Genomic DNA, 26356 nt, shown 5'->3' with positions numbered 1-26356 from the left:
GCGCAAAGAGAGCAGAAAATTCAGCGTTGGGCCGATCAGGATCGTGCATCAAACTAGAGATTCTCGGTGTCACGTGCAGCACAGTGGTGTCACCTTAACCCACTTTCCGCAACCTGCCAATCACCAAGATGGCCTTTGATGAAATTCAGATCGGCGGCGGGCGCCAAGCCCCATCTGACGCGGGATGTGGTATGGAACTTTAACCTGAGCGCCGGGACCGGTAATATGCGCTTCTCGTTTTTTCACCTCGCAACTCTCAGGACACCCCCGCCATGAGCATCAAATCGGACAAGTGGATTCGCCGCATGGCGCAGGAACACGGCATGATCGAACCGTTCGTCGAGCGCCAGGTGCGCGGCGAGCACGACAGCCGGGTGATCTCGTTCGGCGTCTCCAGCTACGGTTACGACGTGCGTTGCGCCGACGAATTCAAGGTGTTCACCAACATCAATTCGGCCACCGTCGACCCGAAAAACTTTGACGCCGGCAGCTTCGTCGACGTCAAGAGCGATGTCTGCATCATCCCGCCGAACTCCTTTGCCCTGGCCCGCACCGTCGAATACTTCCGCATTCCGCGCAACGTCCTGACCATCTGCCTGGGCAAGAGCACCTATGCCCGTTGCGGCATCATCGTCAACGTCACCCCGCTCGAGCCAGAGTGGGAAGGCCATGTGACGCTGGAGTTCTCCAACACCACCACCTTGCCGGCCAAGATCTACGCCAATGAAGGCGTGGCGCAGATGCTCTTCCTCGAATCCGATGAAGAATGCGAAGTGTCGTACAAAGACCGTGGTGGCAAGTATCAGGGCCAGCGCGGCGTCACCCTGCCACGCACCTGAGCCGACGAGCGCGGGGAATTAGTTTTCGCTCGGGTACTCCAAGCTAATGAACAGTGCCGCCATGCATGATGCGTGGCGGCCCTCGTCAGGAGTTGCCCATGAAACTCGATCCCGTAATCAGTGCGAAGCTGGCTGTGCTGCAGCCCAACCAGATCGGCTTGCTGGCATGGTCCCTGCTGGCCCATCCTGCCCCGATGCATCTGGGCGGCGTACCCGGTCAGCCCGACCCGGATACCCCGCAACCGGCCCAACCTGGCGATACGCCGCCCATGGAGCCGGGTGAGCCAACCCTGCCCGACGAACCTCCACCTGCGCCGGTGGCATGAACGCTCGATGAGATCAGACTTGCAGGGCCCAGACTTGATCTGTGCCCGCAAGGTAGATGCGACTCCCTAGGCCGGGCTCGACAGTCCATCCCCCGGTGAATTCACCGAACGCCGGTAGCAGGCTGACCTGCTGGTCCATCAGGAAGCAGGGCAGCCTGAGCCGCTGACGAGCGCGCCCGCGCAAGACGAATACCGGGTGCACATGGCCGCACAGCACCGGGTGATCAGGGTGTGCGACCGGTTCGTGCTGGAGCGCGAACGGTGCCAGTAGCCAAGGTTCTTCCTCCACTTCAATGTCCAGCTGGGCTGGTGGATCGCCGGCATGGCGGTCATGGTTGCCGCGTACCAGCACGATGCGCAAACCGCCGTGCTGTTCTCTCCAGGCCTGTAACTGAGCCATCGTTGCAGGCGCGTGCGCCGTTCGGGCGTGCAGGAAGTCGCCAAGAATGATCAATTGTTCGCACTCACAGGCTGCCAGCAGAGCGTCCAGGCGCTTGAGCGTGGTTTGGGTGGTACCGCGCGGCACGGGTTGATGCAGCGCGCGGTAACTGGCGGCTTTGCCGATATGCACGTCAGCGACCAGCAACGCTCGCCGGGCAGGCCAATAGAGCGCGCGGTCCGGCATCAGCCACAGTGTTTGCCCGCAATGCTCGATGACCAGGTGCGTACTCATGCCTTCCTGCTCGCTGCTTGTTCAAGGTCCGCGACCATGCGCGCAATGCGATCGGCCAGTTTCTCTGTGGTCAGGGTCTCACGCATGCCTTCGACCAGTAACGTGAAAGCCAGTGGCCCGGGCCGTTGCAATTCACGCACATCCAGGCGCAGCTTGCTCATCCTGGCCAATTGACCTTGCAAGCGTTCGACCTCCAGTTCCTCACGCAGCACCTCATCCCGCGCCTGGCCAAGCAGCAGGTTATCGGCGTCATGCTTGCGAAACACCTCGTAGAACAGCCCGCTGGAGGCCTGAATTTGTCGGGTGCTTTTCTGCGCGCCCGGGTATCCGCCGAACACCAGCCCGGAGATCTGGGCGATTTCGCGAAAACGCCGCAAGGCCATTTCACTGGCGTTCAGGCTAGCCAGTACATCGTCCAGCAAGTGTTCGGTGGACATCGCTGCGGGCAGGTGGCCTGCCCAGTCCACAGGCGCCGGGCTAAGCAGTTCGAAGCCGTAGTCGCTGACGGCAATGGATACCGATAGCGGTTGGTTGCGGCTGACTCGCCAGGCAATCAGGTTGGCCAGACCAAGGTTGGCCATGCGGCCGGCAAACGGGTAGACAAACAGGTGCGAGCCTTGGCGTGTGACAAGGGTTTCGGCCAGCAGCGTCTGCGTGGTAGGCAAGGCCGACCACTGGCCTTGGAGTGCGAGCAAGGGCCGCACCGTGCGCATTTCTGGATCATCGAAATGGCCGCGGGCTGCGGCGTCGAGTTTCTCCACCAGGGCATCGGCCAGTTCGCTGGACAGCGGCATGCGCCCGCCATTCCAGCGGGCTACGGCGGCTTTACGGGCGGTGCTGCGGCGTACATAAGCGGTCATGTTCTCCACCCTCACAAGCTCGAGTATCCGCCCGGCGAACACCAGGGTATCGCCTGGACGCAGGCGGGCGATGAAGGCTTCCTCGACACTGCCCAGATGCTTGCCGCCGCCGCCTTTGCTCCAATACTTGAGCTGCAGGCTGGCGTCGCTGACGATGGTGCCGATGCCCATGCGGTGGCGCCGCGCCAGGCGCTCGCTGACAACCCGCCACACGCCATCGCTGTGGGCCTCGACGCGCTGGTAATCGGGGTAGGCACTGAGCGAGCTGCCGCCCTGGCAGACGAAGTCCAGTGCCCACTGCCACTGGCTGTCGCGCAGATCGCAAAAAGCCCAGGTGCTGCGTACCTCGGTGAGTAGCTCAGCGGGGCGAAAGCCGCCGCCCAACGCCATGCTGACCAGGTGCTGAACCAGTACATCCATGCACAGGCGCGGGGAGCGACGGGCCTCGATATGGCCCGCCGCAAGTGCACTGCGAGCGGCTGCGGTCTCGACCAGCTCCAGGCTGTGAGTCGGCACCAGGGTGACCCGTGACTGGCGCCCCGGGGCGTGCCCGGAGCGCCCGGCCCGTTGCATCAGGCGGGCGACGCCTTTGGCCGAGCCAATTTGCAACACCCGTTCCACGGGCAAAAAGTCTACTCCCAGGTCCAGGCTGGAGGTACAGATCACTGCCTTGAGCGTGCCCTGCTTGAGGCTCAGTTCCACCCAGTCGCGGGTTGCGCGGGCCAGCGAGGCGTGGTGCAGGGCAATCTGCCCGGCCCAGTCGGGACGGGCGTCAAGCAGGGCCTGGTACCACAGTTCGGCTTGGGCGCGGGTGTTGGTGAAAACCAGGCTGCTGGCGCTGCTGTCGAGCTCCCGGGCAACCTGAGCGAGCATCTTCAGGCCCATGTGCCCGGCCCAGGGAAAGCGTTCGATGGTCTCGGGCAGGAGTGTGTCGACGACCAGGCGCTTGTCCTGGCGGCCCTTTATCAGCTGGCCACCCTTTGGCACCAGTACCTCGAGCGCATGCGGCAGGTTGCCCAGGGTGGCAGACAGCCCCCAGGTCACCAGTTGCGGATGCCAGCGGCGCAAGCGTGCGAGGGCCAATTGCAGCTGTACGCCGCGTTTGTTCCCGAGCAGTTCGTGCCATTCATCCACCACGACCATGCGCAGGCTGGCGAAATCATCGCAGGCATTCGCACGCGTCAATAGCAGGGTCAGGCTCTCGGGTGTGGTGATCAATGTACTCGGCAGGCGCCGGGCCTGGCGGGCGCGCTCGGTGCTGCCAGTGTCGCCGCTGCGCACGCCGACACTCCAGTTCAGGCCAAGGTCGTCCAGCGGCGCTTGCAATGCGCGTGCGGTATCGGCCGCCAGCGCGCGCATGGGGGTAATCCACACGACCTGCAATGGCGCCGGCTGACGCCCTGCGCGCGGCTTGGCGAAGGTGCGCAGTGCCGCCAGCCAGAGGGCGTAGGTCTTGCCGGCGCCGGTACTGGCATGCAGCAGCCCCGACTCGCCACGGCCGACTGCGGCCCAGGCTTGGCGCTGGAAGGCGAAGGGCTTCCAGCCGCGCATGCGAAACCAGGCATTGGCAATGTCAGGAGGGCTTGGCATGGGGCCGTCGGGTCCTTCGAAGGTTGTGCTTCTACTGACCACCGGCCCGGCGGTTTGGTTTTACCGGGTCAGTTGGCCAGCAGGTAGCCGCTGCGACACACCTGTTCACCGGCGACATGTGCGATGACCATGCCCGTCGTGGCCATGCGCCGAACGCTGCGGGCATACAGCAGGCCAGGCTGGCGGTTGTGCACGGCAGTCACCCGGTCGCTGAGCGGGTCGATGACTTCAGCGACCAGTTGCCCGGCTTCCAGATACTGACCGGGGCGGGCGTGATACACCAGCAGCCCGCCCAGCGGGGCCGATATCGGCTCGACGGCGGCCAACGGGGTCGCAGCCCGGGGCAGGGGTGGCAAGGGCACTGCAGGGCCTTCGATGACTCCGGCGTGAATCAGGTAATCGAGGATCGCCTGGCAGTCATGGCTGGCCAGGTCATGGCTGACATCGGCCTGGCCGCGCAACTCGACAGTTACCGACACGCTACCCAAAGGGATCGGGAAACGCTTGCCGAAGCGTTGCTGCAACTGCCACCAGACCAGGCTGAAGCATTCGTCGAACGACTGCCCGCCGGAGTCGGTGGCCAGCAAACTGGCCTGCGCACCCAGGTAGCGAGCCAGCGGCTCTACCTGAGGCCAGGCTTCCGGGGTGGTGTAGAGGTGTTCTACCGCCTCGAAGTCGCAGTGCAGGTCCAGGACCAGGTCGGCATCGCAGGCCAGCCGCTGCAGGGTCAGGCGCTGGGACTGCAGGGGGGTGTGTGCCGGGTGTGCGTCCAGGCCACGGCGCAGGTACTCGCGAATCAAGGCAAGGTTGTGGTCGGCGTCCTGGGTCAGATGGCCCTCCACCTGGTCGCCAATGCTGTCGGAAAGGTCGACGAAGTTGCGGTTGAAGTTCTCGCCGCTCTGTAATTCGAAACGACCCAGTGGTGCGTCCAGCATCACTTGCTCCAGGCCTACCGGGTTGGCCACCGGCACCAGGACGATTTCGCGGCGCAGGCGCCCTTGCTGCTCCAGTTCGGCCAGGCGACGCTTGAGGTGCCAGGCGACCAGCATGCCGGGCAACTCATCGGCATGCAGCGAGGCCTGTATGTACACCTTGGCGCCACCGCGCGGGCCGAAGTGGAAGCTGTGGAGTTGGCGAATGATGCCCGGTACGGGCGAGAGCAGGTCGTGTGTCGAATGGTGCATGGTGGTCCTGGCTGCGTGGCGAAAACGGTCTGCGACACGGGTCGGCACAAAGATAGAAGCATAATTTTAGCCAGTATGCTTCACCGTGCTGCCTTCTTCAGGCCAGCAGTGCCTGCAGGGTCGCCAGGTCATCGGCCTCCTCCACAGGTTTATCCAGGCGCCAGCGCAGCATGCGCGGAAAGCGCACGGCTATACCGCTCTTGTGCCGTTTTGACAGGGCGATGCCCTCGAACCCCAGTTCGAACACCAGGGTTGGCTTGACGCTGCGCACCGGTCCGAAGGTCTCTACCGTGGTTTTGCGAATGATTGCATCGACCTTGCGCATTTCTTCATCGCTCAGGCCCGAGTAGGCTTTGGCAAAAGGCACCAAGGCACGCTCGGGGTCGCCGGGTGGCCCGCTCCAGACCGCGAAGGTGTAGTCACTGTACAGGCTGGCACGCCGGCCGTGACCGCGCTGGGCATAGATCAGCACGGCATCTACGCTGAACGGGTCGATCTTCCACTTCCACCACACCCCCATGTCCTTGGTCCGACCCACCCCGTACAACGCATCGCGCTGTTTGAGCATCAGGCCCTCGACGCCCAGGCTGCGCGATCGTTCGCGCTGGATGGCAAGCGCGTGCCAAGTCTGCCCTTCGAGCAGAGGCGAAAGCAGTACCGGGGCCAAGGGGTAGCTTTCCACGACACGCTGCAATTGCTGGCGGCGCTCATGTTGGGGGCGACTACGCCAGTCCTCGCCTTGCCATTCCAGCAAATCGTACGCCTGCAATACCACCGGCGCATCGGCCAGCAGCTTCTTGCCCAGCGTCTTGCGGCCAATGCGCTGCTGCAGTAGTGCGAAAGGTTGCACGGCCAGTGCCTGGTCGTTACCCGAATCAGGCTTCCAGACCAGGATCTCACCGTCGAGCACGACGCCGTCGGGAAGGTTCTGCGCCAGGCTGTGCAGTTCCGGGAAGCGGTCGGTGACCAGTTCTTCGCCGCGTGACCACACCCACACCTGTCCATCGCGCTTGACCACTTGTGCGCGGATGCCATCCCACTTCCACTCGATCTGCCAGGCGCTGGGCGGGCCGAGCAGGGCGTCGAACTGTTCGATGGGGGCCTGCAGGGCATGCGCCAGGAAGAACGGGTATGGTTGGCCACCACGTTGGCTATGTTCGTCGGCCGATTCAGCGGCGATCAGCTTGTGGTAACTGTTGGCTGTCGGGCGATGGCTGATGTCGGTATAGCCCACCAGGCGCTGAGCTATGCGTTTGGCATCCAGCCCCGCCAGCTGCGCCAGTGCCCGGGTGACCAGCAGCTTGGACACGCCCACGCGAAAGCTGCCAGTGATCAGCTTCAGGCACAGCATCAGGCTGGGGCGATCCAACTGTGCCCACAGTGGCGGCAGGCGCTGCTGGACCTCTTCGGCGGGCAGCCCACGCAATGGCAGCAGATGGGCTTCGACCCAATGGGCCAGCCCGCTCTCGCTACCTTGCTGGTTTTCAGGCAGTAACAAAGAGATGGTTTCCGCCAGGTCGCCCACCGCCTGATAGCTCTCTTCGAACAACCAGCCCGGCAGCCCGGCCAATGCCGTTGCCAGCTCGCGCAGCACCCGGGTGGGCACCAACTGCCGTGGCCGGCCACCGGAGAGAAAATAGACAGCCCAGGCGGCATCCTCGGCGGGGGCTGCGGCAAAGTAGTCGCGCAACGCTTGCAGTTTGGCATTGCTGGAGGTGGTGGCATCCAGGCGCAGGTAGAGTTGGGCAAAGGCCTTCATGCCTCAGCCTCCATTGCTGGAGTGTCGTCCTCGTCACCGTACTCGGTAACGAACGCTCGGGCATCGAGGCCACGTTCGCTGAGGTAGCGTACCAGCACATTGACCGAGCCGTGGGTGACCATGACCCGCTCGGCGCCGGTCTGTTCGATGGCCCATAGCAGCCCAGGCCAGTCTGCATGATCGGAGAGTACGAAACCGCGGTCTACGCCGCGCCGGCGTCGCGTGCCGCGCAGCAGCATCCAGCCACTGGCGAAGGCATCGCTGTAATCACCGAAGCGACGCATCCAGCTGCTGCCGGCGGCAGAGGGGGGCGCCAACACGATGGCCTGGCGCATGAGCGGGTCATTACGGGGAATATCACCGGCATAAAGGGTTTGTGGCAGGTGTACACCGCCCTCTCGGTATACCTGGTTCAGCGGCTCTACTGCGCCATGTACCAGGATCGGCCCGATGCTCGGATCCAGGCCATGGAGTATTCGTTGAGCCTTGCCGAAGGCATAGCAGAACAACACGCTGGCCTTGCCCTGCTCGCGATTGGCCCGCCACCATTCATTCACCCCCGCAAAGACCTGTGCCTGGCTGGGCCAGCGGTAGATGGGCAGGCCGAAGGTCGACTCGGTGATGAATGTGTGGCAGCGCACCGGCTCGAACGGAGCACAGGTGCCATCCGGCTCGACTTTGTAGTCCCCGGAGGCAACCCAGACTTCGCCTTCATGTTCCAGGCGCACCTGTGCCGAGCCCAGTACGTGCCCGGCCGGGTGCAGGCTCAGGGTGACGCCGTGGTGGCAGATACGCTCGCCGTAGGGCAGGGCCAGTAGGTCGATATCCTGGCCCAGGCGGCTGCGCAGGATGCCGGCCCCAGGGGCTGCGGTCAGGTAATGAGTGTTGCCACGACGGGCATGATCGCCATGGCCGTGGGTGATGATGGCGCGCTCCACGGGCCGCCAAGGGTCGATGTAAAAATCACCGGGCGGGCAGTAAAGGCCTTCGGGGCGGGCGATGACGAGGTCCATGGCGATGCCTGGCAAGAGGGCTTACAGGCTCAGAGCATCAGCGGGGTGTGGAAGTTCGCGTGGTGTTGGCAGCCAGCCCTGCACGTCAGGGCTGGCTGCGGGCTATTCAGCGCAGGGCCATTTTCCAGGCCGCGCCTTTGGTCTGTGCCACGCTGATTTTTTCGGCGTAGGCGATGTTCTTGATGAAGCCGCCATGCACCAGCCGTGGGGAGGTATGGAAGTAGTCCCAGGTGGTGGTGCCGTCATGGCTCTGCAGGTCTTGACTGTCGTAAGGGATTTCGAGGGTGACTGGCGACGCGGTTGCTGGCGTCGAGAAATCGCCGTCGATCATGCTGTAGCCTGCCTTGTCGTTACCGGCCCACAGCTGAATGTCAATGGTGCTGCCCTGCGGCACGGCCAGCGATGCAGGCCAGGACACTTCGATCGTGAGGGTTTCTTTGCTCATGCTGAACATCCTTTTTTGATGGGTTGACCGCACTCGCTGTCTGAACGAGTGCGGCAAGAAAGGATGCTAAGCGCCGAGGCTTGAGGGATGCAGATGGAAACGCTGGGCCTACCGGCCTGGCACCAGGGTCAGCCGCTGGTTGCCATAGGCCCGGGCAAAATGCTGCGGCTGTATTGGCAGGCTCATGAACCGGCCCTTGAACCAGGCATCGAGCCCATCGCTGTAATGGGCACTGGCCGGGTTACCGGATTGTCCGGTGCTGGTCAGTACCTGTAGTGGTTCTGCCTGGCCAAAGTCGACGATCATGCGGGCCGAGGCCGGCAGGCGGGTGTCGAAATCGCTGCCCCACGCATAAGGCGTCAGGGCCAGGGTGCTGAAGTCACCGCCAGCCGCCTGTGGCGATCGGCTGAGCGCATCGCCCAGGCCGTGGTAAGCAGGGGCAGGCCAGTGATATTGGTGCAATTTGCCCCATTGCCAGGCGCGGCGGTCGGCACCCAGCTGGGCTGTACCTGCATCCACGGCAGCGGCCAGGCTGCGGGCCAGGATGGCCGGTTTGTCTTCCTTCTGCGCCGTGGTGCGATCATCCCAGAACGGGCTGTCTTCGCGGCCAAGCAGGTGGTCGGCCTGGGCCGAGTAGGACAGGCGCGCATTGCTGACGAACGCCTGCCAGGCAGTGCCGGATTGCGGGCCGAGGTCGTCGAGGAAGGTCTGAAGCGCCACTTCCTGTAGGAACAGCTCATACAGCGCGGCATCCGCTGATACCGGGCTCAGGCGACCATCGAACGCCTTGAGGCGGGCCAGCGCGTCGCGGGCCTTGTCGCGCTGGGCGGCTGGCAGAGCGTCGATCGCTTGCTTGAGCGGTTGGGCCATGCCAGGGGCGTCGAACATCTGCTTGAGCTTGTCGGCCAGCAGCGTCTGCTGGTCGTTTTGCAGGGCCATCAGGCTGCGGCTGTCGTGACGGCCATTGCCGGCCAGCTGGCCCAGGCGCTCGGCGCGTTCGGGGTAATACCAGGTGTTGGACAGCTGCATGCCGTAGCCGCGTGGCAAGCTGCGCTGGTTGGCATGGGCGATCCAGCCGGCCGGCGGGTCCTGGTCGTAGGGGTGCAGCATCGGGTCGGCGTAACCGTCCCAGTCGTAGCGACCCTCCCAGCCCGGAGATGGCAGCAGGCCCTGGCCCTCGCGGCGGTTCGGGTAGCGGCCGCTGACTTGCCAGCCAATGTGCTCAGGTTCGGCAAACACGAAGTTGAGTGCGGCAGCCGCCACCTCGCGGGTGCTGTCAAACGCGCGTTCCACGGTTTGCGCTCGGGTCAGGTCGAACAGCGCATCCAGGCTGCGATCACCCTTGGGCTGCGGCAAGTTAAGGGCCAGCCCAAGGCTGGGGCTGCCGGTCTGGGCGAGCAGGGTACCGTGGCGGGTGTCGTACATCACTTCGCGCAGCGGGCGTTGGCCACGGACGAAGAAGGTTTCGCTGCGTGCGCGAGCGGGCAACCACTTGCCGTCGGCCAGGTAGCTGACCTGGCTGCCCTGATGGCGCAGCCGTTCCAGGTACAGGTCCTGGTTGTCGGCCATCACCGCGCTGCTGCTCCAGGCCAGCTTGCCGTTGTAGCCGGCCAGGACGATGGGCAGGCCCGGCAACGACAGGCCTGCAACCTGGTACTTGCCGGTGTGGATCTGCACCGGGCTCAGGGCCCAGGCTGCGCGGCTGTCGCTTGCCAACAGGCTTTTTCCGCTGCGGCTGCGTTGCGGGCCCAGGGCCAGGTTGGCCGAGCCCGGGCTGCCGAGCAGGTTCAGGTCGGCGAGCTTCTGGCTGGCGGCTGCCAGCGCAGCCAGGCCCGGTAGTTGGCTGCTCAGGTTCAGACCCTTCAGCTTGTCTGCCTCAGCTTCAGCCAGGGGTTCGTCTGGCGCGCCAGGCAGCAGCCAAGGCAGCTTATCGCTGCCGACCTTTTGCGCCAGGGTCAGGGCGCTGAGTTCTTCCTGCAGGTTCACCGACTGGCTGAAGGCATACAGGCTGAAGATCAGCGCCGAATCCTCGGGCTTCCAGTATTCCGGGCGGTAGCCGCTGCTGGCGAGGTTGGCCGGCAGTTTGTCGCGGTAGCGGAACAGGTAGGCATTGACCCCGCGGGCGTAGACTTCGAAGAAGCGCTTGAGCCGGGGCGAAGCATCGGCGTACAGCTGGGTGGCGTTGTGCTTGAGGTTGGCAGCGCGCATCAGGCGGTCGATGTCCAGCGCCTCGCTTCCGGCCAGTTCCGCCAGGCGGCCTTGGGCCAGCAGGCGCATGGCGAGCATTTGCCCGATACGGTCGCCGGCGTGGACGTAGCCGAGGCTGAACAGTGCATCATGGAAGCTGCTGCTTTCGATCAGCGGTGCGCCCATGGCGTTGCGGCGCACCGAAACATTCTGCGCCAGGCCTTTGAGCGGCTGCACGCCGGTGGTCGGTGGCACACTGTCCTGATAGCCGCCCATCTGGCAACCGGCAAGCCCGAGCATGCCGAGCAGCGTGGCAGCGGTGGCGAACCGTGGGCGGAAGGGAGGAAGGACGGGGGCGGCCATGACAAGGGCTCCTGCAAGGCGTGGCGGGGTTCGAATGGCGCTAAGGTAGTGAGCGCGCAGGCGCCGTGCAAGGTGCGGTGAAGCTTTATTTACCAGCGGTCGGTAGCTTCAAGCTGCATGAGGTGCGGGCCTGCATTTTCCTGCAACTTGAAGCTTGCCGCTTTAAGGCTTGATCAGGCCCCGTGGCACTTCTTGAATTTCTTTTCGCTGCCGCACGGGCACGGGTCGTTGCGGCCGACGTCCTTCAATGCATTGCGAACCGGCTCCTGATGGCCGTGATTGCAATGCGGGCCGTGCACATGGCCGTGGTCGTGATCGTGGTGATGATCGTGTCCGTGGTTGCAGTCGGGGCCATGAACATGGGGTTGTTGGGTCATTGCAGGGTTACTCCGGTAAGAAATCACCGGGGATTATCTCACCACTGCGCGATAAGTGCAGGTCCCGGTGGATGATCAGCCCGGTCTCGAGTTCGCCCTGCAAGCGGTAGTGCAGCGGCTGCTCGCTCTTGAGCAGTTTGGCCAACGGCTTGAGCTGGCGCCACAGATTGGTCCGCGCAGTGATCTTGAAGGTGCGCCGGGCATGCCCACCGACACTGCGCCAGACACTGGCCTGATCCTCAACCAGCATCAGGTCGTTGAGCCAGACCGAATAAGCCAGGTTACGAATGAACAGGCGGCTGTCATTGGGGTTGTCGACACGCAGGTGCAAGACGAACTCCTGCTCCAGCAAGCGCGCCTTGACTGTTTCGACCCTGACCAGGTGCACCTGCGGGTCGCGCCAGTCATCGTCACCCCATATCGCGCAACCCGCCGGCAACGTCAGCAGAGCGCTGAGCAGGAACAGGCGGGCCAGGGCGATCACGCTCAGTTACCGACGTAGCCGGCGCAGCATTTCTTGAATTTCTGCCCGCTGTTGCAGGGGCAGGGGTCATTGCGGCCAGCCTTGAGCTCGACGGTCGGGTCGATGAAGTACCAGCGCCCGTCATGCTGCACGAAGGCGGAGCGCTCGCGGTGCTGGTGATCACCCTCCAGATCGTGCCAGCGCGCCGTGAACGTGACAAAGGCATGCTCAGGCTGGCCTCCGAGCACCTCGGCGTTCTCCACCTCCAGGCCAAGCCAGGTGCTCTGGGCGCTCCAGGCCGCAATCGCGTTGCGATCCAGACCCGTCTGCTGGGCTGGCAAGGTGGTGCCTACCAGGTAATCGATCAGGCCGAGCACGTAGGCGCTGTAGCGCGAGCGCATCAGTGCCTGGGCATCCGGTGCCGGGGTGCCGGCGTGGTAGTGCCCGCAGCAGGCGTCCAGCAGGTTACCGCTGCCACAGGGGCAAACCGAGACACTCATTGATCACCACCAGTACTTGCCGAAGTTTTCAGGGTTGGCCCAGAACCTGGCGTTGAGCCAGTCGGGGACCTGCTTGTAGTCATGTAGATCATAGGTGAACAGGCTCAAGACCTGCTCGTCGCGTCGGAATTTCTCGCTGGCCGACAGGGCCAGGGCAAAAAAATCGGTCTCCTGCCAGCCACAGGCGTGCAGGTCGGCCAGCACGGCGACACGGCTGGCGTTGAGGTTGCGGATGCCACCCAGCAGTTCCAGGCCAGCGCGTTTGGGCAAATGTTCCAGGCAGTCCACCAGCAATGCCAGGTCGAAGCGTTGTGCGGCAACATGCGCTGCAAGCGCGCCTGGCTGGCACGTCTCGATCGTCACCTGCGGATGTGCCTGGGCAAACGCCTCCAGGGCAGGAAAACGCGTGCCTACCAGCAGCAGACGTTGCGGGGTGAAGCGCTCCAGCAGGGCCGCCAGGGCCTGCTGGGGTGTGCGTTGGGAAAAACCGTCGGTCATTGCCAATCCTCGTTCAGGTCTTCCAAGACTAACGGGCTGTCGGCCGTGGGCAAAGCACCGTATGACCCTGTCGTGGCTTATTGCTGGCAGGGATGAGATGCGCGGTCTTTACTCCCATGGATCGGCCTTATGCCGATTCCCCTAGGAGAAGCTACGAAATGAGCATAGTACGCACAGCGATACCCCTGGTACTGCTCACCAGTGTGTTGACTGGTTGTGCAGGTTTGCAAAAAACCGACTGGCCGAAGTGTGCTGCCGTCGGGGGTGTGGGCGGCGCTGCCCTGGGCGCCATCGAAAGCTCCAGCTGGGCTGGCTGGGGTGCGTTGCTGGGTGGTGGCCTGGCAGCTGGTTATTGCTGGGCCAACGGCGATGGTGACGAGGATGGTGATGGCGTGCCGGACAGCCGTGACAAGTGCCCAGGCACTGCGCGTGGTGTTCAAGTCGACGCCAATGGCTGCCCGCCAGAGCCGGCGCCTGTGGTCGAGGAAGTCGTGGTGCAGAAGGAGGAAGTCATCGTCATCCGTGACGTGCACTTCGAGTTCGACTCTGCGCGCCTGACGGCGGCCGACAAGGAACGCCTGAACACCATTTCCACACGCCTGAAGCAGGAAGCGCCGAGCGCTCGTCTGAGCGTCACCGGCCACACCGACAGCGTGGGCTCCGACAGTTACAACCAGAACCTGTCCGAGCGCCGTGCCCACTCGGTGACCGATTACCTGGTCGAGAGCGGTGTACCACGCGCAAGCTTCGTGTCGGTGGTCGGTGCCGGCGAAACCCAGCCTGTAGCGGACAACGCCACAGCCGATGGGCGTTCGATGAACCGTCGCACCGAGATCAAGATCGAGCGCTGACGGCGTGCGCCCGCGCCTTGAGAAGTGGCGCGGGCGCGTCTTTACTCCTGTAGGCCGGTTGCGGCCAACGACACAGGAGCATTCATCATGAGTGTCATGTCAAAGGCGGCGCTGCCGTTGCTGGTGGTTTCCAGTCTGCTGGCAGGCTGCGCCACCCACAGTGACGGCAGTGCGCCCCTCAATCAACGGACCTGGCCCATCTGCAGCCTGCTCGGTGGGCTGGCCGGCGGTGGCCTGGGCGCTATCGAAAGCTCGAGCTGGGCTGCAGGCGCTGGCGCCCTGGGTGCGATCGCCGGCGGCCTGATCTGTTACGCCCAGGATGGGGACGAAGATGAGGATGGCGTCTTCGATCGCCGTGACCGTTGCCCTGACACGCCTGCCGGCACGGCGGTCGACCACATGGGCTGCCCGCTGCCGCAGTATCCGCCCAGCCAACCTGCGCCTGAGCCCCAGCCAGAGGTGATCTCCCTCGACGATCAGGGCCAGGTGATGTTCGCATTCGACTCTGCCGACTTGACGGTGGGCAGCCAGCAACGGCTGCAAAGCCTGTTGCCCAGGCTCAGCGAGTTGGGTGTATCGCGGATCAAGGTGGTTGGCCATACCGACAATGTCGGGTCTGACAGTTACAACCAGGCACTCTCCGAGCGGCGCGCGGCCAGCGTCGCACAGTATTTGATCAGCCAGGGCCTGGCACCGCAGAAGGTAACGAGCGAAGGGCGCGGGGCTAGCGAGCCGGTGGCAGAAAACGACACCGAACAAGGCCGTGCGCAAAACCGGCGGGTGGACCTGCACCTGAACTGAGCAGCGATGGGAGCGGCAGATGAAATTCATTCTGGGCGTGGGTAAAACCCTGACCATCGCTTTCTGGGGCGTGGTGCTGTTCAACCAGATGCTGCCACAGCCGCTGCCGTTCAATCTGTTGATCAATGCCGCAGGCATCGCCTTGCTGGGGCTGCACGTTCTGGAAGTGCTGTTCTTCAACGGCAGCTTGCGTGGGCGCAGCCACCGCTGGTTCGATCGTTTGCAGATACTGCTGACGGGCATTTTCCACGTGATGTCCATACCGCGGCAGGCAGAGCTGACGCGCCGTGGCTGACCACGGCGCCGCCTCGCTATGTCGGTAACCGCGAACTGGCCACCGCCACCACCGCCAGCCCCAGCAGGAGGTTGGCCCCGACCATGCGCCGGATCCGGCCCAGTGCCGCAGCACCTGCGGCCCAGTCTTCGGCTTGCACGGCGGCCTTCAGCTCAGGCAGCAACAGCGCCTGGATACGCATGAACAGCGCGAACATGGCGATCCCGCCCCCCATCATCACCTGTACATACCGGGGGGCTGTCTCGAAACCGTTGAAGCGCATGTGCAACATGCCGATACCACTTATCGCCAGAATGGCTACCGCCAGCCAGACCCATCTGAAGAAACGTCGGAAAACTTCCACCCAGAGCCGAAGCCGGGCTGGCCCCTCAAGGGCTGCAACCGTTGCCGGGCGCAGCACCAGCCAGGCGAAGAACATGCCGCCGACCCACACAAGGGCGGCCAGGACATGCAGTGTGTAGGGGAGGGCAAAGGCAAGCATCCGGATCTCCATGCGGCACAATGGGCAATAGCGGGGTATGATAGCCGCCCCATGCGAAACACTGAAAATATATCCAGCCCTTCGGGCGCCTGCAGACCATGATCAGCAACGAACTCAAAGCCACCATCCAGGGCGCCTACTCGCGTTTTCTCGAAGCCAAGAGCCTCAAGCCGCGTTATGGCCAGCGCCTGATGATCGCCGAAGTGGCCAAGGTACTCGGCGACATCGCCTGCGACGACGAAGGCCGCCGCGCGGGCGAGCCTGCCGTGGTCGCGGTCGAGGCGGGTACCGGTACCGGCAAGACGGTCGCCTATAGCCTGGCCGCAATCCCGGCCGCCAAGGCGGCTGGCAAGCGCCTGGTGATCGCCACCGCGACCGTGGCCCTGCAGGAGCAGATCGTCTTCAAGGACCTGCCCGACCTCATGCGCAGCAGCGGCCTGAACTTCAGCTTCGCCCTGGCCAAGGGCCGCGGCCGCTACCTGTGCCTGTCCAAGCTCGACGTCCTGCTGCAGGAGGGCCATGCGCAATCGGCCACTGCCCAGCTGTTCGAGGAAGAGGGCTTTCACATCGAGGTCGACGAGCGCAGCCAGAAGCTGTTCAACAGCATGATCGAGAAGCTCGCCGGCAATCGCTGGGACGGCGACCGTGACAGCTGGCCCGAGGCCCTGGAAGACCAGGACTGGGCGCGGCTGACCACCGACCACAGCCAATGTACCGGCCGCCACTGCCCCAACTTCCAGCAGTGCGTGTTCTACAAGGCCCGCGAAGGCATGGGCAAGGTCGATGTGATCGTCACCAACCACGACATGGTCCTGGCCGACCTGGCCCTGGGTGGCGGCGCGGTGCTGCCTGACCCGCGTGACACGATGTACGTGTTCGACGAAGGCCACCACCTGCCCGACAAGGCCATCGGCCACTTCGCCCACTTTTCCCGTTTGCGCTCCACTGCCGACTGGCTGGAGCAGACCGCCAAGAACCTGACCAAGCTGTTGGCCCAGCACCCGTTGCCGGGCGATCTGGGCAAGCTGATCGAGCAGGTGCCGGAGCTGGCGCGGGAAATCCGCACCCAGCAACAGTTCATGTTCACCTTGTGCGAGCAAGTCGCCGACTTCCGTCCCAGCGAGGACGTGGAGGGGCGTGAGCGCCCGCGCTATCGCTTCGAAGGCGGCGTGGTACCCGAGCAGATCCGCGACGTCGGCATCGAGCTGAAAAAGGGCTTCGCCCGCCTCAACGACCTGTTCACTCGCCTGGCCGACCTGCTCAAAGAAGGCATGGACGGCGAGGTCAACATCGGTATCGCCAGCCATCAGGCCGAAGAGTGGTACCCCTTGTTCGGCAGCCTGGTCACCCGCGCCCAAGGCAACTGGGAGCTGTGGACCGCCTTCACTGCCGAGGACCCGCAAGACAGCCCGCCCATGGCCCGCTGGTTGACCCTGGCCGAAAGCGGCGCGCTGTTCGACATCGAGGTCAACGCCAGCCCCATTCTGGCAGCCGAAATGCTGCGGCGCAGCCTGTGGAGCGTGGCCCATGGCGCGCTGGTAACCTCGGCGACGCTGACCGCGCTGGGCAAGTTCGACCGTTTCCGCATGCGCTCGGGCCTGCCGCGCGATGCGATGACCTGCGTGGTGCCCAGCCCGTTCGTGCATGGCGATGCCGGCCTGCTGCGGGTGCCCGACCTCAAGGCCGACCCGCGCGATGCTGCGGCGCATACCGCTGCGATCATCCGCGAGCTGCCGAACATCGTCGAGGACGCCCGCGGTGCGCTGGTACTGTTCTCCTCGCGCAAACAGATGCAGGAAGTCTTCGACGGCCTGGACCGCGACTGGCGCAAGCTGGTGCTGATTCAGGGCAACCTGTCCAAGCAGGAAACCCTGAACAAGCACAAGGCGCGGGTCGATGATGGCCAGCACAGTGTGCTGTTCGGTCTGGCCAGCTTCGCCGAGGGCGTCGACCTGCCCGGTGCCTACTGCGAGCATGTGGTGATCGCCAAGATCCCCTTCGCCGTGCCTGACGATCCGGTCGAGGCGGCACTGGCCGAGTGGATCGAGGCCCGCGGTGGCAACCCCTTCATGGAAATTGCCGTACCCGATGCATCGTTGAAGCTGATTCAGGCCTGCGGTCGCCTGCTGCGTACCGAGCAGGACCGGGGCGTCATTACCTTGCTTGACCGGCGTCTGGTCACCCAACGCTACGGCAAGGCTATTCTCAATGCGCTGCCGCCCTTCCGGCGGGAGATTTCCTGAAGGCCGGAGCATGATGTGCCGGCCCGTTGTCCACCACTCTGTCGCGGGCCCATGAGGGCCTGGAAGGAGAGCCTGAGCCCTATGATCCGCCGCACCTTGCCTGCTGTTCTCACCCTGTTGTTCAGCGCCTCTGCAATGGCCGGGCAGCAGACGCTGTTCAGCTTCGTGCGCCCGGCTTCGGTCGTCAATGTGGCCACTGAGGGGGCCGGGATGCCGCAGTACAACGCAGAACAGACCGCAGAAGGCGAGGTGTTGCGGCGGGTGGTGTTCAACCCGGTCGAACGGCCGACCCTGCGGCTGAGCCCTCACAGTGGCGCATGGGATTGGTCGGCCGGGCAGTTTCTGACCTTGCGCCTGCAAAGTGCCATGGACTGGGCACTGACCGTCGATGTCACGGTGCTGGGAAGCGATGGCCGTACCCTGACCAGCCGTATCGACCTGCCTGCAGGGCCTGCGCAGACGGTCATGGTGCCGCTCAAGGCCAGTTCCCCCCTGAGCCAGGGCATGCGCGCCGGCCCACCGATGCCCTGGACCCATGAAGGGCAACGGTTGCTGCTGACCAGCAGCGCCGGTGAGGTCGATCTCAAGCAGGTGGTATCTGTCAGCTTGAGCATCCCCGGCCCCAAGGTTGCGCAGAACCTGCTGATCGAGAAGGTCGGTATTCAGGACGACGACCTTGCCTACCAGGCGGCCTACCACGCACTGATCGATGCTTATGGCCAGTCCACGCGCGGCCGCTGGCCCGAAAAGGTGGTCAACGATGAACAACTGAAAGCTGCTGACAACCGCGAGCAGCAACAGCTCAAGGCCTGGCTGGCCGAGCATCACAAGCAACAGCTGGACAGCTACGGCGGCCTGCTTGCCGGGCCGGCGTTCGACGCCAAGGGTTTCTTCCGTACGGAAAAGCGTGACGGCCGCTGGCACCTTGTGACCCCCGAGGGCCATCCGTTCTACTCGTTGGGCGTCAATGCCGTGGCTGCCGATGGCGGGCGTACCTATGTCGCGGGCCGCGAAGGGATGTTCGGCGTGCTGCCGGGCGAAGGTGACGCGCTTGCCGCCTTTTATGGCGAGGGCAACAACGATGATGGCAATGCATCGTCGCAGGGGCGCAACTTCAAGAAGGGGCGTTGGTTCGACTTCTATGCAGCCAACATCCAGCGCGCCCATGGCAAACCTTGCCCGGCAGGGGAGGAGGGGCAACCTGCCGCGCCCTGCCCGCCCCTTGCGCTGGATAGCGCTCGTTGGCAGGCGCATACGCTCGACCGGTTGCAGGCCTGGGGCTTCAACACCCTGGGCAACTGGAGCGACCCCGAACTCGGCCAGGCCAAACGCATGCCCTATACCCTGCCGCTGTCGATCGTCGGTGACTATGCCAGCATCAGCACAGGCATGGACTGGTGGGGGCGCATGCCCGACCCGTTCGATCCGCGTTTCGCCATGGCCACCGAGCGAGCCGTGGCCATCGCCGCCCGTGACCACCGGGATGATCCCTGGCTGATTGGGTACTTTGCCGATAACGAGCTGGCCTGGGCTGCGCCTGGCAATGACCCCAAGGCCCGTTACGGCCTTGCCTATGGCACCCTGCGTCTGACAACCGATGTGCCGGCCAAGCGTGCCTTCCTCAAGCAACTGCGCGACAAGTACCGTAACCAGCAGGGGCTGTCCAAGGCCTGGGGCATCGACCTGCAAGCCTGGGAATTGATGGAAGACCCAGGCTTCGAGGCGCCGCTGCCCAACCCCGAGCACCCTGAGATCGAACGCGATTACCAGCACTTCCAGCAGGTGTTCGCCGAAACCTATTTCAAGACCATCGCCGATTCGCTGAACTGGCATGCGCCCAACCACCTTCTGCTGGGCGGGCGCTTTGCCGTCAGCACACCCGAAGCGGTCAAGGCCTGCGCCGAGTTCTGCGATGTGCTGAGCTTCAACTTCTATACCCTCAAACCCGATGACGGCTACGACTTCGCCCAGCTGGCGGAGCTGGACAAGCCGGTGCTGGTGTCCGAATTCCAGTTCGGTTCCCGTGACCGTGGGCCTTTCTGGCCGGGGCCGGTGGAAGTGGCGCGTGAAGAGGATCGGGGCCCGGCCTACGGCAACTTCCTCAAGGCGGCACTGGCGCAGCCGATGATTGTCGGCGCTCACTGGTTCCAGTACCTCGACCAGCCTGCCAGCGGGCGTTTGCTCGATGGCGAAAACGGGCACCTCGGGCTGGTGGCGATCACCGATATGCCATATCCGGGTTTTGTCGAGGCGGTGCGCAAGAGTAACCGGCAGGCCGTTGGTCAGTTGAGCAGCCTGTTGCACGAAGGGGGCTCTACCACGGGCGCGCCAACCGACGAGGCGCCCTGAAAAGGGTGCTTTTCTGCGTGATCATCCAGCCTTGCCCAGTAGGCAAAACCGCCAACTACTGAAACAATGCCTCCCTTTTTCAGCAAGGTCGAACGGAGAACAGGCGGGTGCAGATCCAGGGTCACTATGAGCTGAAGTTCGAGGCAGTGCGCGAAGCGTTTGCGGCATTGTTCGATGATCCCCAGGAGCGCGGCGCGGCGCTGTGCATTCAAGTCGGTGGCGAGACTGTAATCGACCTTTGGGCGGGCAGCGCCGACAAAGACGGCCAGCAGGCCTGGCACAGCGATACCATCGCCAATCTGTTCTCCTGCACCAAGACCTTCACTGCCGTCACCGCACTGCAACTGGTCGGTGAGGGCAAGCTGGCGCTGGATGCTCCGGTGGCGCGCTATTGGCCCGAGTTTGCCCAGGCAGGCAAAGAGAGCGTCACCCTGCGCCAGCTGCTCAGCCACAGGGCGGGTTTGCCCGCCATCCGCGAGCTGCTGCCAGCAGAGGCCCTGTATGACTGGCAAACCATGGTCGATGCGCTAGCCGCCGAAACACCTTGGTGGGCGCCGGGTACCGCGCACGGCTATGCCGCCATCACCTACGGCTGGCTGATCGGCGAGCTGATCCGCCGCGCCGATGGGCGTGGCCCAGGGGAGTCGATCGTGGCGCGTACCGCGCGGCCGCTGGGGCTGGATTTCCATGTAGGCCTGGCGGACGAAGAATTCGATCGCGTGGCCCATATCGCACGCGGCAAGGGCAACGCCGGCGATGCTGCCGCCCAGCGCTTGCTGCAGGTGACCATGCGTGAGCCCGAGGCGTTGTCTACCCGTGCGTTCACCAACCCGCCGGCCATCCTCACCAGCACCAACAAGCCTGAGTGGCGCCGCATGCAGCAACCGGCGGCCAACGGTCACGGCAATGCCCGTAGCCTGGCGGGTTTCTATGCCGGCCTGCTCGACGGCAGCTTGCTCGAGTCTGAATTGCTCGATGAACTGACGCGTGAACACAGCATCGGCGAGGATCGTACCCTGCTGACCCAGACCCGTTTCGGGCTTGGCTGCATGCTGGACCAGCCCACAGTGGCCAACGCCACCTTCGGCCTGGGGGCGCGGGCCTTTGGGCATCCCGGCGCAGGTGGTTCTGTCGGTTTTGCCGACCCCGAGCACGACGTTGCCTTCGGTTTCGTGGTCAATACCCTTGGCCCTTACGTGCTCATGGACCCAAGAGCCCAGCAACTGGTGCGTGTCCTTGGCACTTGCCTTTGATCGGGTAACGCGGGTATTGCGCAACCCCTTTGACTATCCTCAATGCCAACGCCTCAAGTGTGTGGGCAAAATTTCTTTCTATTTCATGGTGTATCGCTGATGTCTTCACATAAAACCTTAGCTCTCGCCCTGTGCCTGACCGCTATGACCGGCTGCGCCAGCCATTCCCAGGATGCCGCGAAGGGCGGCCTCAGCAGCTGGTGGCCATTCGGTACGGACGAGGTCGCCGAGCAGGAAGTGAAGCAGGCCGTCACCGAAAAAGTCGCCAAGGCCGATGCCAAGTCCGAGAGCGCCAGCCGCTGGTGGTGGCCCTTTGGCGGTGACGACAAGCAGGCCAAGGGCCCGGTTGTACCAAAAATCGACGAAAAGGCCACCCAGGCCTGGCTCGATCAGTACGAGCCAAAACTGCGTGAAGCGATCAAGGACAGCAAACTGGAGCTGGAGCGCCGTGAGAATGTGTTGGTTGTGACCATCCCGGCTGACAGCTCCTACAACCCGGACCGTCCGAACATGCTGTTGCCTATGAGCCTGGGCCCGATTACCCGTGTGGCCAAAGCCGTCGAAGGCGACCCCAAGACTGCCGTGCTGGTGCTGGGCCACGCCGACACCAGCGGCGCTGCTGCTACCAACCAGAAGCTCAGCCTGGAGCGCGCCGCTTCCGTGTCGGCGATCTTCCGTTTGAGCGGCTTGAAGCGTGACCGTCTTTCGCTCAAGGGCATGGGCTCTGAAATGCCGCGCGCGGCCAACGACAGCGTCGAAGGCCGGTCCCTTAACCGCCGCGTGGAGATGCTGCTGACCCCGCAGAACACCATGCTTGCCCTGATGGCCAAATATCAGCGGCCAGCGCCGGCACCGGCCTCGATGGTCGCTGTCCAGGACACCAAGGCACCCGCTACCAAGGCAGCTGTTACCAAACCAGCCGCCAAGGCAGCGGCCAAACCTGCTGCCAAAAAGCCTGCAGCCAAAGCCAAGGCACCTGCTAAAACCACCGCCAAAAAGAAAGCCGCGCCGGCCAAGCCCGCTGCCAAGAAAGCTACCGCCGAGAAAAAAGTAGCCGCCAACAGCCCTGCGAAGACCAACTGATCGTCAAGGAAACGCAGCCATGACCCAATCCCTGGCCGATATGCGCCGCGACTACACCCGTGATGGCCTGGCAGAAGCCCAGGCGCCGGGCGAGCCGTTCGCTCTGTTCCATCAGTGGTTCGCCGATGCGGTAAAGACCGAGCAGGCACCGGTGGAGGCCAATGCCATGACCCTCGCCACGGTCGACGGTGATGGCCGTCCCCATTGCCGCGTTTTGCTGCTCAAGGGGCTCGACGACCGAGGGTTCACCTTCTTCACCAACTACGACAGCGCCAAGGGCCAGCAACTCCAGGCCAACCCCTACGCTGCCATGACCTTCTTCTGGCCGGCGCTGGAACGTCAGGTGCGCATTGAGGGGCGTGTGGAAAAGGTTACGCCCCAAGAGTCGGATGACTATTACCAGGTCCGCCCGCTGGGTAGCCGCCTTGGGGCCTGGGCGTCACCGCAAAGCCGGGTGATTGCCAGCCGCGAGGCGCTCGAAGGGCTGGTGAAGGCCACTGAGGCCCGGTTCTCCGACACCCAGCCCCACTGCCCCGAGCATTGGGGAGGCTACCGCCTGCTGCCCGAGCGCATCGAGTTCTGGCAAGGGCGGGCGAGCCGGCTGCACGACCGGCTGAACTATCGGTGGGTCGATGGCCAGTGGCAGCGCGAGCGCCTGGCTCCGTGACGTTCATGGGGCTGCGCGGTAGCCCCATGCATGCTGTCACCACTTCAATGCAGTAAACCCTGACTATCCTCTGTCTAGATTTCCAGGCCCGGCTCGGAGACTGTACCGTAGCTGAACGGAAATAATTTTATGGCTTTGCTACCGTGACAGCCGTCGAGGTGCAGCGTCTAATGGACACCTGACTTATGGAGACTTTACCCATGCGTAAATCCGCTTTGCTGGTGGCGACCTTTACCACCATGTCGTTGTTGTTGGGCGGCTGTGCTTCGAGCCTGACCGGCGACAGCTACTCCCGTGATGAGGCCCGTCGCGTGCAGACCGTGCGCATGGGTACTATCGAGTCCCTGCGTCCGGTCAAGATCGAAGGCACCAAAACCCCTATCGGCGGCGGTGCAGGTGCGATTGTCGGTGGTGTTGCCGGCAGTGCCATTGGTGGTGGCCGTGGCAGTATCGTTGCAGCGGTAATCGGTGCCGTGGCCGGTGGCCTGGCGGGTTCCGCTGCCGAGGAAGGCATCACCCGCACCCAAGGTGTCGAAATCACCGTGCGTGAGGACGATGGCAGCATGCGCGCCTACGTTCAGGCCGTGCAGGAGAACGAAATCTTCCGCGTCGGTGAGCGTGTGCGCATCATGACTGTCGACGGTACCAGCCGCGTTACGCACTGACCGCGCCAAAACAAAACCCCGAACTGGCCAGGCCCGTTCGGGGTTTTTTATTTGCCTGCCCTGGCCCTGTCGCCGGCTTACAGCCCAAGCATATCCCGCGCCACGGCTTCGGCAATGCGAATGCCATCAACACCCGCCGAAAGAATGCCCCCGGCGTACCCGGCACCTTCACCTGCAGGGAACAACCCCTTCACGTTCAGGCTCTGGTAATCCTCGCCGCGGGTGATGCGCAGCGGCGAGGAGGTGCGTGTCTCGATGCCAGTCAGCACTGCATCATGCAGGTTGTAGCCTTTGATCTGTCGATCGAAGGCTGGCAGCGCCTCGCGGATTGCCTCGATGGCGAAATCCGGCAAACTCGGCGCCAGGTCACCCAAGGTCACGCCCGGCTTGTAAGACGGCTCGACGCTACCCAGCGCGGTGGAGGGTTTGCCGGCAACGAAGTCACCCACCAACTGTGCCGGTGCCTGATAGTTGCTACCGCCCATTACATAAGCGTGCGCCTCCAGGCGCTCCTGCAGCTCGATACCCGCCAGCGGGCCGCCCGGGTAATCGCGCTCAGGGTCGATACCGACCACGATGCCGGAGTTGGCGTTGCGCTCGTTACGCGAATACTGGCTCATGCCATTGGTGACGACGCGGCCTGGTTCGCTGGTGGCAGCGACCACGGTACCGCCGGGGCACATGCAGAAGCTGTATACAGAGCGGCCGTTCTTGGCGTGGTACACCAGCTTGTAGTCAGCGGCACCCAGTTTCGGGTGACCGGCATATTTGCCAAGGCGCGCCTTGTCGATCAGCGTTTGCGGGTGCTCGATACGGAAGCCCACCGAGAAGGGCTTGGCTTCCATGAACACGCCTTTGCCGTGCAGCATGCGGAAGGTGTCACGGGCGCTGTGGCCCAAGGCAAGCACCACGTGGCGCGACTGCAGCTGCTCGCCGCTCTCCAGCACCACGCCGCTCAGTTGGCCATCGTCGATCAGCAGGTCGGTGACTTTTTCCTGGAAGCGCACTTCACCGCCCAGGGCGATGATGTCCTGGCGCATCTGCTCGACCATGCCGGTCAGGCGGAAGGTACCGATGTGCGGCTTGTTGATGTAGAGGATCTCGTCCGGCGCACCGGCCTTGACGAACTCTTCCAGTACCTTGCGGCCATGGTGAAGCGGGTCCTTGATCTGGCTGTACAGCTTGCCGTCGGAGAAGGTCCCGGCACCGCCTTCGCCGAACTGCACGTTGGACTCGGGGTTGAGCACGCTCTTGCGCCACAGGCCCCAGGTGTCCTTGGTGCGCTGGCGCACTTCCTTGCCACGCTCCAGGATGATCGGCTTGAAGCCCATCTGGGCCAGCAGCAGGCCGGCGAAGATGCCGCACGGGCCGAAGCCGACCACGACCGGACGCTCCTGCAGGTCGGCAGGGGCGTGGCCAACGTACTTGTAGGTGACATCCGGCGCGACGCTGATGTTGCGATCGTCAGCGAACTTGGCTAGTAGCTCCGCTTCGTTGCTGGCTTCAAGGTCGATGGTGTAGATGAACAGCAGTTCGCTGTTCTTCTTGCGCGCATCGTAGCTGCGCTTGAACAGGTTGAAGCTGAGCAGTTGCTCATCGCGGATGCCCAGGCGCTGGACAATGGCTTCGCGCAGCGCTTCGTCGGGATGGTCCAGGGGCAGCTTCAGTTCGGTGATTCGTAGCATGGCAGGGTCCAGTATCCCGGCCATGGGCGGCCGGCGGCTTTACACAAACCGCCAAGTATAAGCTGTTCGCCGCCCTGACTGGCAGGATAAAAGTGCCCGGCGATCAGTTGTCGCGTGCACCGCCGTAGTAGCCGCAGCCCTGCAGGGTCTGGCCATCGATGCTCAGCTCGGCGCGCAGGTGGTGCACGGCACCGGTGGCAGTATCGACGCAACGCTGCGGGGCGACCCACAGTTCCACCTGCTGGCCGTTGGCTTCGCTGCTCAGGGTCAGGCCGCCGCCGGGCACTTCCTCTTCCAGGAAGGGCAGCGGCAATGGCTCCTTGTCAATGCGGTTGAGCACCATGCCTTTGCCACTGGCCTTGATGTCCCACTCAGGCTCATGGCCGCTGGCGCGCAGGGTCAGCTGCTTGAAGTTGGGATCTTCGCAGGCGCGGGTGGACGGGTCCAGGCGGTACAGGCGGCGCACCTCGAGCTGGCCGTCGCTGTTGGCCTGCTTGCTGCCGGTGAGGCGCCCGCGCACATCGGCGAACAGTTTGTCACCGGCGTCGTCTGCCAGGTTGGCGGCTTCCTGCAAAATGCCGGTGCCGGCCACATCCTTGATCACGAAGCGACGGGGTTCATTGCAGGGCTTGAACAGCAACTGGCCGCCCCCGGCGCTCAATTCGCCCTGCATGCGCACAGTGCCGATGTTCGGATCGCTTGGTGGGGCGGCCAGCATCTGGCAGCCGGCGAACAGGGGCAGCAGGGCGGTGAGTAGCAGGGAAGGGGTGAGGCGCATGGGACGGGGCTCCGGGATGCTTGCATGAAGTGCAGGCCACGGTACCCATGCCAGGCGCTGATCACAAGAGAAAGCAATTTGTGGCCGCTTTGCGGCCCATCGCCGGCAAGCCAGCTGCTACAGGTACA

Annotated in this window: 25 protein-coding genes; 11 read left to right on the top strand and 14 right to left on the bottom strand. The window is 63.9% G+C overall.

The annotated features are described in order from the left end of the window. The first annotated feature begins 272 nt into the window (after positions 1-272). Together dcd and EGJ09_RS14225 are read left to right on the top strand one after the other, a co-directional pair. Positions 273-839 carry a dCTP deaminase gene (gene dcd, locus EGJ09_RS14230; protein WP_012313046.1) on the top strand — a complete coding sequence of 189 codons (567 nt, stop codon included), beginning with the start codon at positions 273-275 and terminating at the stop codon, positions 837-839. Positions 840-937: 98 nt separating this feature from the next. Beyond that, positions 938-1165, top strand: coding sequence for a hypothetical protein (locus tag EGJ09_RS14225; protein WP_046787747.1), 228 nt, complete (start codon positions 938-940; stop codon positions 1163-1165). Positions 1166-1178: 13 nt separating this feature from the next. Here the strand turns inward: EGJ09_RS14225 and pdeM are convergent, their stop codons facing one another. The 11 genes from pdeM to EGJ09_RS14170 form a co-directional block, all read right to left on the bottom strand. Beyond that, positions 1179-1838 (bottom strand): ligase-associated DNA damage response endonuclease PdeM, encoded by a 660-nt coding sequence (pdeM, locus tag EGJ09_RS14220; protein WP_125924220.1) that lies wholly within the window; start codon positions 1836-1838, stop codon positions 1179-1181. Further along, positions 1835-4288 (bottom strand): ligase-associated DNA damage response DEXH box helicase, encoded by a 2454-nt coding sequence (locus EGJ09_RS14215; protein WP_125924219.1) that lies wholly within the window; start codon positions 4286-4288, stop codon positions 1835-1837. Before EGJ09_RS14215 ends, pdeM begins: the two co-directional genes overlap by 4 nt. A 68-nt stretch (positions 4289-4356) precedes the next feature. Further along, positions 4357-5472, bottom strand: a complete 1116-nt coding sequence (locus EGJ09_RS14210; RefSeq protein WP_046787744.1) for a succinylglutamate desuccinylase/aspartoacylase family protein — start codon at positions 5470-5472, stop codon at positions 4357-4359. Positions 5473-5569: 97 nt separating this feature from the next. Further along, on the bottom strand, positions 5570-7231 hold the full coding sequence (locus tag EGJ09_RS14205; RefSeq protein WP_125924218.1) for an ATP-dependent DNA ligase: 1662 nt from the start codon (positions 7229-7231) through the stop codon (positions 5570-5572). Continuing rightward, complete coding sequence (locus EGJ09_RS14200; RefSeq protein WP_125924217.1) at positions 7228-8244, bottom strand: ligase-associated DNA damage response exonuclease; 1017 nt, start codon at positions 8242-8244, stop codon at positions 7228-7230. Before EGJ09_RS14200 ends, EGJ09_RS14205 begins: the two co-directional genes overlap by 4 nt. Before the next feature lie 106 nt (positions 8245-8350). Beyond that, on the bottom strand, positions 8351-8689 hold the full coding sequence (locus EGJ09_RS14195) for a hypothetical protein (RefSeq protein WP_125924216.1): 339 nt from the start codon (positions 8687-8689) through the stop codon (positions 8351-8353). Positions 8690-8797: 108 nt separating this feature from the next. After that, complete coding sequence (locus EGJ09_RS14190; RefSeq protein WP_125924215.1) at positions 8798-11239, bottom strand: penicillin acylase family protein; 2442 nt, start codon at positions 11237-11239, stop codon at positions 8798-8800. 173 nt (positions 11240-11412) lie between these two features. Then, positions 11413-11616, bottom strand: coding sequence for an SEC-C metal-binding domain-containing protein (locus tag EGJ09_RS14185; protein ID WP_012313055.1), 204 nt, complete (start codon positions 11614-11616; stop codon positions 11413-11415). Between the two features lie 7 nt (positions 11617-11623). Continuing rightward, complete coding sequence (locus EGJ09_RS14180) at positions 11624-12100, bottom strand: LEA type 2 family protein (protein ID WP_119688369.1); 477 nt, start codon at positions 12098-12100, stop codon at positions 11624-11626. Between the two features lie 2 nt (positions 12101-12102). Then, positions 12103-12579 (bottom strand): YchJ family protein, encoded by a 477-nt coding sequence (locus tag EGJ09_RS14175; RefSeq protein ID WP_046787738.1) that lies wholly within the window; start codon positions 12577-12579, stop codon positions 12103-12105. 3 nt (positions 12580-12582) lie between these two features. After that, complete coding sequence (locus tag EGJ09_RS14170) at positions 12583-13077, bottom strand: DUF6231 family protein (protein WP_046787737.1); 495 nt, start codon at positions 13075-13077, stop codon at positions 12583-12585. Positions 13078-13235: 158 nt separating this feature from the next. On the opposite strand from EGJ09_RS14170, the gene EGJ09_RS14165 reads away from it, so the two are divergent. From EGJ09_RS14165 to EGJ09_RS14155, 3 genes are all read left to right on the top strand, one after another. Beyond that, entirely contained in the window at positions 13236-13928 is a 693-nt protein-coding gene (locus EGJ09_RS14165) for an OmpA family protein (RefSeq protein WP_115273730.1), read from the top strand. A gap of 87 nt (positions 13929-14015) precedes the next feature. Further along, positions 14016-14729 carry an OmpA family protein gene (locus EGJ09_RS14160; protein WP_046787736.1) on the top strand — a complete coding sequence of 238 codons (714 nt, stop codon included), beginning with the start codon at positions 14016-14018 and terminating at the stop codon, positions 14727-14729. 19 nt (positions 14730-14748) lie between these two features. Further along, positions 14749-15024: a DUF1145 domain-containing protein gene (locus tag EGJ09_RS14155; protein WP_012313061.1), complete on the top strand. Its 276-nt coding sequence runs from the start codon at positions 14749-14751 to the stop codon at positions 15022-15024. 16 nt (positions 15025-15040) lie between these two features. Here EGJ09_RS14155 and EGJ09_RS14150 read toward each other — a convergent pair whose 3' ends face one another. After that, on the bottom strand, positions 15041-15505 hold the full coding sequence (locus EGJ09_RS14150) for a CopD family protein (RefSeq protein ID WP_046787735.1): 465 nt from the start codon (positions 15503-15505) through the stop codon (positions 15041-15043). Positions 15506-15603: 98 nt separating this feature from the next. Here EGJ09_RS14150 and dinG point away from each other — a divergent pair, with 98 nt between their 5' ends. From dinG to EGJ09_RS14120, 6 genes are all read left to right on the top strand, one after another. Next, positions 15604-17748, top strand: coding sequence for an ATP-dependent DNA helicase DinG (dinG, locus tag EGJ09_RS14145; RefSeq protein ID WP_046787734.1), 2145 nt, complete (start codon positions 15604-15606; stop codon positions 17746-17748). Positions 17749-17829: 81 nt separating this feature from the next. Then, positions 17830-20097 (top strand): beta-galactosidase, encoded by a 2268-nt coding sequence (locus EGJ09_RS14140; RefSeq protein WP_125924214.1) that lies wholly within the window; start codon positions 17830-17832, stop codon positions 20095-20097. Positions 20098-20204: 107 nt separating this feature from the next. Further along, positions 20205-21350: a serine hydrolase domain-containing protein gene (locus EGJ09_RS14135; protein ID WP_046787732.1), complete on the top strand. Its 1146-nt coding sequence runs from the start codon at positions 20205-20207 to the stop codon at positions 21348-21350. A gap of 99 nt (positions 21351-21449) precedes the next feature. Beyond that, positions 21450-22433, top strand: a complete 984-nt coding sequence (locus EGJ09_RS14130) for an OmpA family protein (protein WP_125924213.1) — start codon at positions 21450-21452, stop codon at positions 22431-22433. Positions 22434-22452: 19 nt separating this feature from the next. Continuing rightward, positions 22453-23100 carry a pyridoxamine 5'-phosphate oxidase gene (gene pdxH / locus EGJ09_RS14125; protein ID WP_046787730.1) on the top strand — a complete coding sequence of 216 codons (648 nt, stop codon included), beginning with the start codon at positions 22453-22455 and terminating at the stop codon, positions 23098-23100. A gap of 200 nt (positions 23101-23300) precedes the next feature. Next, positions 23301-23765, top strand: coding sequence for a glycine zipper 2TM domain-containing protein (locus tag EGJ09_RS14120; protein ID WP_012313068.1), 465 nt, complete (start codon positions 23301-23303; stop codon positions 23763-23765). A gap of 77 nt (positions 23766-23842) precedes the next feature. Here EGJ09_RS14120 and EGJ09_RS14115 read toward each other — a convergent pair whose 3' ends face one another. Together EGJ09_RS14115 and EGJ09_RS14110 are read right to left on the bottom strand one after the other, a co-directional pair. After that, positions 23843-25450, bottom strand: a complete 1608-nt coding sequence (locus EGJ09_RS14115) for an NAD(P)/FAD-dependent oxidoreductase (RefSeq protein WP_115273735.1) — start codon at positions 25448-25450, stop codon at positions 23843-23845. Positions 25451-25553: 103 nt separating this feature from the next. Further along, positions 25554-26228 (bottom strand): COG3650 family protein, encoded by a 675-nt coding sequence (locus EGJ09_RS14110; RefSeq protein ID WP_125924212.1) that lies wholly within the window; start codon positions 26226-26228, stop codon positions 25554-25556. Between the last annotated feature and the right edge of the window lie 128 nt (positions 26229-26356).

This window comes from Pseudomonas sp. p106, assembly GCF_003936645.1.
GTDB classification, from domain to species: Bacteria; Pseudomonadota; Gammaproteobacteria; order Pseudomonadales; family Pseudomonadaceae; genus Aquipseudomonas; species Aquipseudomonas putida_E.
The sequence above is the reverse complement of the archived record's forward strand: the minus strand, read 5'-3'. Positions and strand labels throughout refer to the sequence as shown.

Excerpts from the sequence above, each read along its gene's own strand:
- EGJ09_RS14140 (WP_125924214.1), top strand. The coding sequence starts at position 17,830 with ATGATCCGCCGCACCTTGCCTGCTGTTCTCACCCTGTTGTTCAGCGCC.
- pdxH (WP_046787730.1), top strand. The coding sequence starts at position 22,453 with ATGACCCAATCCCTGGCCGATATGCGCCGCGACTACACCCGTGATGGC.
- EGJ09_RS14115 (WP_115273735.1), bottom strand. The coding sequence starts at position 25,450 with ATGCTACGAATCACCGAACTGAAGCTGCCCCTGGACCATCCCGACGAA.
- EGJ09_RS14120 (WP_012313068.1), top strand. The coding sequence starts at position 23,301 with ATGCGTAAATCCGCTTTGCTGGTGGCGACCTTTACCACCATGTCGTTG.
- EGJ09_RS14165 (WP_115273730.1), top strand. The coding sequence starts at position 13,236 with ATGAGCATAGTACGCACAGCGATACCCCTGGTACTGCTCACCAGTGTG.
- EGJ09_RS14155 (WP_012313061.1), top strand. The coding sequence starts at position 14,749 with ATGAAATTCATTCTGGGCGTGGGTAAAACCCTGACCATCGCTTTCTGG.
- dcd (WP_012313046.1), top strand. The coding sequence starts at position 273 with ATGAGCATCAAATCGGACAAGTGGATTCGCCGCATGGCGCAGGAACAC.
- EGJ09_RS14215 (WP_125924219.1), bottom strand. The coding sequence starts at position 4,288 with ATGCCAAGCCCTCCTGACATTGCCAATGCCTGGTTTCGCATGCGCGGC.
- EGJ09_RS14190 (WP_125924215.1), bottom strand. The coding sequence starts at position 11,239 with ATGGCCGCCCCCGTCCTTCCTCCCTTCCGCCCACGGTTCGCCACCGCT.
- EGJ09_RS14110 (WP_125924212.1), bottom strand. The coding sequence starts at position 26,228 with ATGCGCCTCACCCCTTCCCTGCTACTCACCGCCCTGCTGCCCCTGTTC.
- EGJ09_RS14210 (WP_046787744.1), bottom strand. The coding sequence starts at position 5,472 with ATGCACCATTCGACACACGACCTGCTCTCGCCCGTACCGGGCATCATT.
- EGJ09_RS14200 (WP_125924217.1), bottom strand. The coding sequence starts at position 8,244 with ATGGACCTCGTCATCGCCCGCCCCGAAGGCCTTTACTGCCCGCCCGGT.
- dinG (WP_046787734.1), top strand. The coding sequence starts at position 15,604 with ATGATCAGCAACGAACTCAAAGCCACCATCCAGGGCGCCTACTCGCGT.
- EGJ09_RS14225 (WP_046787747.1), top strand. The coding sequence starts at position 938 with ATGAAACTCGATCCCGTAATCAGTGCGAAGCTGGCTGTGCTGCAGCCC.
- EGJ09_RS14175 (WP_046787738.1), bottom strand. The coding sequence starts at position 12,579 with ATGAGTGTCTCGGTTTGCCCCTGTGGCAGCGGTAACCTGCTGGACGCC.
- EGJ09_RS14205 (WP_125924218.1), bottom strand. The coding sequence starts at position 7,231 with ATGAAGGCCTTTGCCCAACTCTACCTGCGCCTGGATGCCACCACCTCC.
- EGJ09_RS14195 (WP_125924216.1), bottom strand. The coding sequence starts at position 8,689 with ATGAGCAAAGAAACCCTCACGATCGAAGTGTCCTGGCCTGCATCGCTG.
- EGJ09_RS14185 (WP_012313055.1), bottom strand. The coding sequence starts at position 11,616 with ATGACCCAACAACCCCATGTTCATGGCCCCGACTGCAACCACGGACAC.
- EGJ09_RS14170 (WP_046787737.1), bottom strand. The coding sequence starts at position 13,077 with ATGACCGACGGTTTTTCCCAACGCACACCCCAGCAGGCCCTGGCGGCC.
- EGJ09_RS14160 (WP_046787736.1), top strand. The coding sequence starts at position 14,016 with ATGAGTGTCATGTCAAAGGCGGCGCTGCCGTTGCTGGTGGTTTCCAGT.
- EGJ09_RS14130 (WP_125924213.1), top strand. The coding sequence starts at position 21,450 with ATGTCTTCACATAAAACCTTAGCTCTCGCCCTGTGCCTGACCGCTATG.
- EGJ09_RS14150 (WP_046787735.1), bottom strand. The coding sequence starts at position 15,505 with ATGCTTGCCTTTGCCCTCCCCTACACACTGCATGTCCTGGCCGCCCTT.
- pdeM (WP_125924220.1), bottom strand. The coding sequence starts at position 1,838 with ATGAGTACGCACCTGGTCATCGAGCATTGCGGGCAAACACTGTGGCTG.